We start from the raw sequence: 5,302 nt of genomic DNA, 5'->3' as shown, positions 1-5,302 counted from the left end.
TAATATTCTACGTAACTGATGGAATAGTTGGAGAAAAAGAGAGGAGAACGTTAGAGTCATTATTGGCATCTCCGATTTCAATTAGATCGTTTATATTTTCTAAGGTAATAATGTCAATCATCTTAGGTATTCTTTCGTCTTTAGGGGACATAGTAGGAATAATAATCTTCTCATCTTTACTATCATTCGCTTTTAGTACACCTATAACAGTGAGTTTACCTTTCTTATTAGTAATAGTAGGAATTTATTTATTAACGGTTCTACTTACTGCTTCACTAAGCGTAATATTGTTAGTCGGATTAGGTGGATCGATGCGTAATGTTCAACTGATAAACTTTCTTGTGTTAGGATTCGGGCTGATAGCCTCATTTTCAGCTCTGTTTGTTAACGTTGCAAATGTGGGTTTTCCATTTAGTCTAGTATTAATCATACCCTATGAACAATTGAGTTTATCATTACTATATTACATCGCAGGCCTACCATTTATCTCAATAGCTATAATGTTAGCCACTTTAATAGTTTCAATATTAATACTCTTAATCTCTTCAAAACTGTTTAATTCTGAAAGGCTTTTACTAAAGTAACTTTTAAATATTACATTATAACTATATACTTCATGGCTGAAGTTGTTAGAGCGTATGTTCTCGTATCCACTACGGTAGGTAAAGAAATAGAAGTAACAGAGTCAGCTAAGAAAGTTCAAGGGGTAGTGAGAGCAGATCCAGTTTATGGTGAATATGATGTTGTAATAGAGATAGAAGCTAAAACTTCTGACGAGTTAAAGAAGATAGTATATGAAATAAGAAGAAATCCAAATATAATACGTACTGTAACTCTAATTGTAATGTAATTTTATTTTTCCCTCTTCTCTATATTCATGTATTTTAGCTTCATCAAAAATACACGTCACCTCAGTTAATCTGGTTTTCCCCAGCTATTTATATAACAAGAATTTTAGGTATAAGTAAGAATAAGATTAAAAAGTAGCAATCGTCAAATGCTGATCACGAGAACATATTTAAATGCCCTAATACATTTATAATATTAGGCCTGCGTGATAAATATCCCCGTGTCCCGGGGTAATATGAGCGCAGGTGGGTCCCCAATTCTTAATTAAAATGATGTAGTAGGGACGTGCTGAAACTAATGTAGAAATAGGTATTATAACTGATTAATGATTATCATTTACTAATTCTACTTCTTCATTATCCTCTTCTTTCTCCTCTTCTAGAATCTCTAATCTTTTTAATACTTCAAGCAAAATGGAGTCCAGCTGGGCTACCTTAGCTTCTAAAAACGCTATACTTTCCTCATATTTAGAACTCTCTGTGTTATCTTCTTCTTTTTCTTGATCCTTAAATCCCTCTTCTAATCCTTTCTTTATATATAATTTTACTAGATCTGTCATCTGTATTCCCAACTCGTCAGCCTTCTGCTTCAATTCATCATACATCCACTCCGGCAAAGATAAATGTATTGTAGGCATTCTGTACTCTCCTCTAAATATTAATATGCAAAGAGAAGTATATTAATCTTCATTTTCTATTATATACTCCTCTTTATATCAGAAGACTGGAATACCGCTCCAGAGAATACTTAAACCTTAGTAATGACAAGATATAATTTGAGTGGAAATGAGAGTTGTAACATTTAAAGTGGAAGAAGATTTGTTAGAATTGTTGGATAGATATGCTATAAAATATGGTTTAAATAGAAGTGAAGCAATAAGGAAAGCTGTCGAAAAAATGGTTAAAGAGGAACTTAGCAAGGAAACGGTGCCGGTGGCAAGAGTAGAAAAGATCAGGTTTTAAATACATAAACTATCTTTTGTTCATCAGCAATGTCTATCTCATTGTTTTTAAAGTCAATCTGCTTTATTTGATAGCCTTGTATATTTAATAGAAAATTATCTGGAGGATCAAGAGGCATATAATGTCCCTTTACCCAAAAGTGGATTGGTATTATAATTTTAGGCGTAGTTTTGTGAATTATCTCTAAAGCCTCTTTATAATCTATGGTTATAACTCCACCGATAGGTATTAATAGAACATCTGGAGCTGAAATCTCATCATAAATCTTCTCATCTGGAAGATGCCCTATATCCCCCAGATGTACAACTTTCTTATCTCCTCTCTTTATAACGTAAACCGTATTTTCGCCTCTCAATTTTCCGTTATATTTGTCGTGAAAAGTTTTTAAACCCTTAACAACATAATCCTCGTATTTAAACTCTCCATAATAATTTATTTTTAAATCCTTATATTGGAATAATTGGTATGCGTTGTGATCGTAGTGATCATGAGTTATAAGAATTAGATTAGCATCTTTCACGTCAGGCTTTGGTAATCCTATACTTCCCCCATCGTGTGGATCTACTAAAATTTTATCATCTATTAAAACGCATGAGTGCCCAAAAAACTTTATTCGCATGAGCTTTAACTTATTCATTTAGTAATTTAAGTGCGATGTTTTTTGCATCATCCACAGTTACCTTATGCCCCGTTTCTGCCAATTCTTTAATCTTTGTTAATACAACCTTTAATTTATCATCTGATAGTTTAATCCCTTGTTCTTCTAATAATTTCTTCAAACCATGTATACCACTATGCTTTCCTAAAGCTATTCTTCTAAAATTACCTACTTCTTCTGGAGAGATCGGTTCATAAGTGAAAGGATTCTCTATTACTCCATGTACATGTATTCCCGATTCATGACCAAATGCATTTTCCCCAACTATAGCTTTGAAGTAAGGTACTGGAACACCCGTTAATTCTGATACTAATCTACTAACCTCATATAGTTTCCATGTTTTAACGTTTACATCATAATTTAATAGTTTCTTAATCCCCATGACTACCTCTTCCAATGAGGCATTCCCTGCTCTCTCCCCAATCCCGTTTACTGTTACGTGGACTTGCCTAGCTCCTCCATAAACTCCAGCCAAGGAATTAGCAGTAGCTAATCCGAAATCATTATGGCAATGTACACTTACTATTATTCTTTCTCCTACAAAATTTACTATTTTCTTAATTAGTTCATAATATTTGAATGGATGCATAACTCCTACAGTGTCTGGAATGTTAATCCTATCTGCACCTGCATCTATTGCCGTTCTTATAGCAGTAAATAGGAAATCTTCATCTGTCCTTGTTGCATCTTCTGGACTGAACTCAACTATCATTCCATGATCTTTCGCATACCTAACACTTTCATATATTCTGTTTAATACTTCTTCTTTGGTCATCTTTAACTTATACTTCATGTGCAATTCAGAAGTTGCAATAAACAAATGTATACTAGAAATACCTGTACTTATTGTTTTATCTATATCATTTTTATTAGACCTGGATAATCCTATAACCTCTACCTGATCTCCTACTTCCTCTAATATTCTCTTGGTTGCAGTAAACTCTCCCTCTGAAGATGCGGGAAAACCAGCCTCTATAACATCTACCCCTAAATCAGCTAATTTTTGTGCTATCTTGACTTTTTGATCAACGGTTAAATCAATTCCCGGAGCTTGCTCACCATCTCTTAATGTAGTGTCAAATATTCTTATCTTTTTAGCTCCAGAGAATACTCATACCTCGTTTGCACCGATTAAAAATCACGTTTTAAGCTATTTAAAACTTACTATATTTCATAGTTTAAAACTTTTTCAATTATCATCCTTGCTACTTCTAACTTTTTCCTTTTAATCATCGAAGCAGGTACGTCTTCACTAAAACCTGGTTTAGAATATCTTCCTATTACCCCAGATGTAAAATCCATCGCATACAGTTTAATTTCCTTAGCATCCATATATCTAGCTAAAACTACTGCTCTATCCCCATCAGTAAATCCACCATATAATTTCATTTTACCAAAGGGTTGAACTTGGGCTGTGGGTATAACTCGCCTCATCTCTTTGACTTTATGCAATAGGTTAATGTTATCGCCATGAGCTAAGACCACGTAAATTGTGTTTTTAGGAAATACCGTAATTCCATCAAGATCTGTTACCACTACATCTGGATATATTCCCTTTTGAACTAAGTAGTTCGTTGCTCCATCTGCCGAAATAATAACTTCCTCTTTCACTTTATCTACATTAATTAACTGTGGTCCAGCTCCTATTACTGCTACACTCCTTCCCTTTATTAAGTCTCTTAGCTCATCCTCATTATAAGGTTCAATAATTGAGTTTAATATCGAAGCTGATAAATAATCATCTCTCTCCTTTATCCCTAACTGACTTCTTATCATATTATAGAAATTTAACCATCTAAATTTATCCCAAAGTAAATTATTTCACCCTCTATCTTTTTAATTCGTATATTGTATCTACCTTTTATATCATTAAAATACGGATTATTAGATGATATTTTGAACGTAACCTTTTCCTTATCAGCTAAAAACCCTATAGCCTCTATAGGATCGCTAGAACAAGTAAATGAGTCCAAATCAACTATGGTATTCGTCATATATTTTTTCCACCTCTTCAAACACTTTATTAATTTCCTCCAATAATATCTCAGCTTCTTTGTTCCTTACAACAACTGAAGGTGATTTTAATGGTGACTCATTTAAATAGATTAACGACATTAACTTTACTTCCAGATCCCTTAATTTACTCTCCATATCTGAATTCCCGCCAAGTGAGATAGCGTTCCAGAAGGTATCTAAAGCATACTTTCCATTAAGGGTTAATAATACCTTGGACAGATTTTCAACAGTATCTAAAACTCTTATTAATGTGTAATACAAGTCACCATCATCAAATGCTATTTTAGCTTCCTTTAATGTTCTTCTTGCCCTTATTAAGAACTCTGCTGCTAATAAACTTTCATCCATTTTCCTCAACCTCTCTATCAAATAGTACGTAACCGTTCTTCATCACGTAATCTACTAAAGGAATCTCATACTCTAATTCTTTAGGGGATAAAACAATTCCAAGAATTTTTGGTAAAGAACCATATTTGGATTTGAATTGATCTATTGTTTTGCTTTTAAGAAGTTTATTATAGAAAAATAGGAAAATTTCTCCTCTCGAGAAAATAGATATTTTAGAAACTTTATCTAAAACTAACAAATAGATGACCTCTTCATTCTCTCGCTTATCTGAAAAAGATTTACCTCCTACTACTATTTTTTTCACATAGTTTCCATACCACTCAATTATTGATGATGAAAGTTCTTCAATTGCGTTTAATATTAACTTCATGCTTAATAGTTAGTTGGTTGATATAAAAATCTATGAAAGAAATAGCAGAAAGTTATCTTACAGAGAGAATTAGCGTAAAATTGCCTATTCTTGACATTC

The 5,302-nt window shown here is 32.9% G+C and carries 9 protein-coding genes and 1 pseudogene; 3 read left to right on the top strand and 7 right to left on the bottom strand.

Annotation, left to right across the window (positions count from 1 at the left end; translation table 11 throughout):
- A pseudogene (locus DMP16_RS07565) lies at positions 1–584 on the top strand (ABC transporter permease); the annotation flags it as partial.
- 32 nt (positions 585–616) lie between these two features.
- The gene (locus DMP16_RS07560; RefSeq protein ID WP_069284015.1) at positions 617–850 is read left to right on the top strand and encodes an Lrp/AsnC ligand binding domain-containing protein; all 234 of its coding nucleotides are present in this window, start codon (positions 617–619) and stop codon (positions 848–850) included.
- A 321-nt stretch (positions 851–1,171) separates the two neighbouring features.
- Here the strand turns inward: DMP16_RS07560 and DMP16_RS07555 are convergent, their stop codons facing one another.
- Complete coding sequence (locus DMP16_RS07555) at positions 1,172–1,486, bottom strand: hypothetical protein (RefSeq protein ID WP_069284016.1); 315 nt, start codon at positions 1,484–1,486, stop codon at positions 1,172–1,174.
- Between the two features lie 148 nt (positions 1,487–1,634).
- On the opposite strand from DMP16_RS07555, the gene DMP16_RS07550 reads away from it, so the two are divergent.
- A complete protein-coding gene (locus DMP16_RS07550; RefSeq protein WP_069284017.1) occupies positions 1,635–1,811 on the top strand; it encodes a ribbon-helix-helix protein, CopG family in 177 nt (58 codons plus the stop codon).
- Here the strand turns inward: DMP16_RS07550 and DMP16_RS07545 are convergent.
- From DMP16_RS07545 to DMP16_RS07520, 6 genes are all read right to left on the bottom strand, one after another.
- On the bottom strand, positions 1,801–2,430 hold the full coding sequence (locus tag DMP16_RS07545; RefSeq protein ID WP_069284725.1) for an MBL fold metallo-hydrolase: 630 nt from the start codon (positions 2,428–2,430) through the stop codon (positions 1,801–1,803). The genes DMP16_RS07550 and DMP16_RS07545 overlap by 11 nt on opposite strands.
- A gap of 10 nt (positions 2,431–2,440) precedes the next feature.
- The gene (locus DMP16_RS07540; RefSeq protein ID WP_069284018.1) at positions 2,441–3,559 is read right to left on the bottom strand and encodes an isopropylmalate synthase; all 1,119 of its coding nucleotides are present in this window, start codon (positions 3,557–3,559) and stop codon (positions 2,441–2,443) included.
- 74 nt (positions 3,560–3,633) lie between these two features.
- A complete protein-coding gene (locus DMP16_RS07535; RefSeq protein WP_069284019.1) occupies positions 3,634–4,245 on the bottom strand; it encodes a 6-hydroxymethylpterin diphosphokinase MptE-like protein in 612 nt (203 codons plus the stop codon).
- 11 nt (positions 4,246–4,256) lie between these two features.
- Positions 4,257–4,463 (bottom strand): hypothetical protein, encoded by a 207-nt coding sequence (locus DMP16_RS07530; protein WP_069284020.1) that lies wholly within the window; start codon positions 4,461–4,463, stop codon positions 4,257–4,259.
- On the bottom strand, positions 4,444–4,833 hold the full coding sequence (locus DMP16_RS07525) for a hypothetical protein (protein WP_069284021.1): 390 nt from the start codon (positions 4,831–4,833) through the stop codon (positions 4,444–4,446). The genes DMP16_RS07530 and DMP16_RS07525 overlap by 20 nt, the downstream gene beginning before the upstream one ends.
- Positions 4,826–5,203 (bottom strand): hypothetical protein, encoded by a 378-nt coding sequence (locus tag DMP16_RS07520; protein ID WP_069284022.1) that lies wholly within the window; start codon positions 5,201–5,203, stop codon positions 4,826–4,828. Before DMP16_RS07520 ends, DMP16_RS07525 begins: the two co-directional genes overlap by 8 nt.
- Between the last annotated feature and the right edge of the window lie 99 nt (positions 5,204–5,302).

Origin of the sequence: Sulfolobus sp. B1, from assembly GCF_007050195.1 — an archaeon.
Classification (GTDB): domain Archaea; phylum Thermoproteota; class Thermoprotei_A; order Sulfolobales; family Sulfolobaceae; genus Saccharolobus.
Note: the sequence above shows the minus strand (reverse complement) of the source record. Positions and strands in the feature narration are given on the sequence as shown.

Coding starts and splice junctions, on each gene's coding strand:
- DMP16_RS07560 (WP_069284015.1), top strand. CDS start 617: ATGGCTGAAGTTGTTAGAGCGTATGTTCTCGTATCCACTACGGTAGGT.
- DMP16_RS07555 (WP_069284016.1), bottom strand. CDS start 1,486: ATGCCTACAATACATTTATCTTTGCCGGAGTGGATGTATGATGAATTG.
- DMP16_RS07550 (WP_069284017.1), top strand. CDS start 1,635: ATGAGAGTTGTAACATTTAAAGTGGAAGAAGATTTGTTAGAATTGTTG.
- DMP16_RS07545 (WP_069284725.1), bottom strand. CDS start 2,430: ATGCGAATAAAGTTTTTTGGGCACTCATGCGTTTTAATAGATGATAAA.
- DMP16_RS07535 (WP_069284019.1), bottom strand. CDS start 4,245: ATGATAAGAAGTCAGTTAGGGATAAAGGAGAGAGATGATTATTTATCA.
- DMP16_RS07530 (WP_069284020.1), bottom strand. CDS start 4,463: ATGACGAATACCATAGTTGATTTGGACTCATTTACTTGTTCTAGCGAT.
- DMP16_RS07525 (WP_069284021.1), bottom strand. CDS start 4,833: ATGGATGAAAGTTTATTAGCAGCAGAGTTCTTAATAAGGGCAAGAAGA.
- DMP16_RS07520 (WP_069284022.1), bottom strand. CDS start 5,203: ATGAAGTTAATATTAAACGCAATTGAAGAACTTTCATCATCAATAATT.